The organism is Xylanibacter sp. (assembly GCF_057607445.1).
In genome coordinates, this window is record NZ_DBLZAX010000038.1 from 1 (window position 1) to 2,532 (window position 2,532).

4 protein-coding genes are annotated in these 2,532 nt (G+C 35.7%); 2 read left to right on the forward strand and 2 right to left on the reverse strand.

Annotation, left to right across the window (positions count from 1 at the left end; translation table 11 throughout):
• The coding region (locus ACZMIG_RS14620; RefSeq protein WP_487889755.1) for a restriction endonuclease subunit S at positions 1–600 on the forward strand (600 nt) is incomplete at its 5' end.
• A 30-nt stretch (positions 601–630) separates the two neighbouring features.
• Here the strand turns inward: ACZMIG_RS14620 and ACZMIG_RS14625 are convergent.
• On the reverse strand, positions 631–1,434 hold the full coding sequence (locus ACZMIG_RS14625) for a tyrosine-type recombinase/integrase (protein ID WP_487889756.1): 804 nt from the start codon (positions 1,432–1,434) through the stop codon (positions 631–633).
• Between the two features lie 90 nt (positions 1,435–1,524).
• Between ACZMIG_RS14625 and ACZMIG_RS14630 the strand changes: the two genes are divergently transcribed.
• Positions 1,525–1,968, forward strand: coding sequence for a restriction endonuclease subunit S (locus ACZMIG_RS14630; RefSeq protein ID WP_487889757.1), 444 nt, complete (start codon positions 1,525–1,527; stop codon positions 1,966–1,968).
• Here ACZMIG_RS14630 and ACZMIG_RS14635 read toward each other — a convergent pair.
• Positions 1,963–2,532, reverse strand: a 570-nt coding sequence (locus tag ACZMIG_RS14635; protein ID WP_487889758.1) for a restriction endonuclease subunit S, incomplete at its 5' end; no start/stop codon positions are given. The two genes, ACZMIG_RS14630 and ACZMIG_RS14635, sit on opposite strands and share 6 nt — an antisense overlap.

A 2,532-nucleotide genomic window follows, 5' to 3' on the forward strand; every position in this document is an offset into this window, starting at 1 on the left:
GCAGAGATTACTTGTGATAACGCGCAGTATGAGAAGATTCCGGAAAATTGGTGTGTCTGCAAATTGGTCGATATATGTTCTTTCTTGTCAAGAGGAAAATCACCCAAATACTCGGAATACGATAAAACATACCCTGTATTTGCTCAAAAATGTAATCTAAAAGATGGTGGCATATCATTAGAGCAAGCAAGATTTTTAGACCCTTCTACGATTAACAAGTGGAATGAAGTTTACAAATTACAAACTGGGGATATTCTTGTAAATTCAACGGGTACTGGCACTGTTGGAAGAACAAGATTATTTAATGCAAATTGCTTGGGTAACTATCCATTTGTAGTTCCTGATTCACATGTTTCTGTCGTAAGAGTGGTGAAAAGTATTTGTCCTCAATATGTTTATGCTTATATATCTTCTGACTCTATACAACAGCATATTGAAGAGAATCTTGCAGGAAGCACAAACCAAAAGGAATTATATATTGGGGTTTTAGAAAATATGCATATATTTTTACCTCCTCTTGCTGAACAATACCGCATAGTTACCAAGATAGAAAAGCTATTCTCTTCACTTGACAATATACAACAAGCCTTAGAAGTGTAAATAATTGCACTTCTAAAGGCTATTGACAGATTACCAGTTCACAACTTTATCTACAATTTTCTGCTGTTCACTTGCTGTACGGCGAAGATAAATGCGAGTCGTTTCAATGCTTTCATGCCCCATGAGGTCGGCAAGTAGAGCAAGATCGTTGAAACGGTCAAGAAAATTTTTAGCAAAACGATGACGGAATGAATGAGGATAAACCACTTCTTTGTTCATTCCGTATTTTTCGGCAAAATGTTTGAGTTGCGACGCTATTCCACGAGTGGTGATACGTTGTCCGAAACGATTTAGAAAGATATAGCCGGATGTTAAGCCTTGGCTCTTTAACCATTTATCTGCTTCTATTCGTAGATTCTTAGGAATGTATAACCGACGAATCTTTCCACCTTTACTATACAAGTCAAGATAACCTACACCGATATGTTCTGCTTTGATATGGAGTAATTCACTGACTCGTGCTCCGGTAGCAGCCATAAACCAAACTATGAAATACCATTCATCATAACCATCAGCCTTAAGTCTGGATTTGAAAAATTTATAATCTGCATCGCTGATTACGTTTTCTAAAAAATTCTTCTGCTGTACCTTTACGAACTTCACTTTTAACTTTTCTTGCTTTGTAAACTCCAGATACTTGTTGATTCCCTGCAAACGAAGATTTACAGTTTGCGGCTTAAAGTTCTCAACTAAATACCCTTTATATGCTAAAAGGTTCTTCTTGTTCACTTCCCCATAATGATTAAGAAAATACTCTACTGTCCACACATACGAATTAATGGTGTTTCTGGCAAGATTAGTTCTTGCTAAATGATTTTTGAATTTTGTTACCATATTGCATTAATTTAGAATGAATATGATAATAATATAAAAGGACGTATCGCGCAGTATACGCAGTTACCTGAAGGATGGCAAATTGTATCTATGCAAACCTTATGCAATTTAATTGATGGAGAAAAGCAAAGTGGCATTGAAAGAATTAATCTTGATGTCAAATATTTGCGCGGTGAGCGTGATGCTAAGAAGTTAATGGCAGGCAAATACATTCCGGCAAATTCTCTTTTGATATTGGTTGATGGTGAGAATTCGGGGGAAGTATTCAGAACTCCAATAGACGGCTATCAAGGTAGCACATTTAAGCAGTTATCTATAACAGATGAAATGAATGCTGATTATGTCTTACTAGTGATAAACTTACATCGCAAGACCCTGCGAGAGAATAAGGTTGGTTCTGCAATTCCGCATCTTAACAAAAAACTATTCAAGGCAATAGAAGTACCTATACCTCCTTATAATCAACAGAAGAGGATTGTAGAAGCTATAAATATTGTGTTTAAACATCTTGATACAATAATGGAGAGTCTATAAACTCTTCATTATTGTATCTAATTGAGCAAATATCTTATTAACCGCATTTATAATTCTTTGTTGTTCCGTAAATGGCGGCAAAGGAATATAGGTATTTATTATTTTTTCTTTGGATATATTTGGCTGTGCTCCACCACCTCCCATTTTTATAAACTCTTCCCTATGGGATAATAAAAAAAGAAATATAAACTCTCTATCTATCCCATTAAAGACTTCACAAGCACAACAGGCTTGATTCGTTGTAGCAGGAAAAGTTAATATTCCTATCTTTCCTATTGTTGCTCCATACATAGCAATTAACACACTACCAGTAGGATTTAGTTTCACAGAAGTCTCATTCAAGGCTTTTTCTGTTATATATTCGGGAATATGGGTAATATATCCATCATTTAAATCTCCCGTTTTTAGCCAAGGAATATTCCCATTATAATAATCCTTATTCAGCCTATTTGGTGTGCTCCCCGACTGCCATTTGCCAATTTTTCCAAGTGTTGTCCAACTCCAATTTTGAGGTACCTCAAAAGGTAACTGCGTATAATGCGCGTTATCACAAGTAATCTCTGC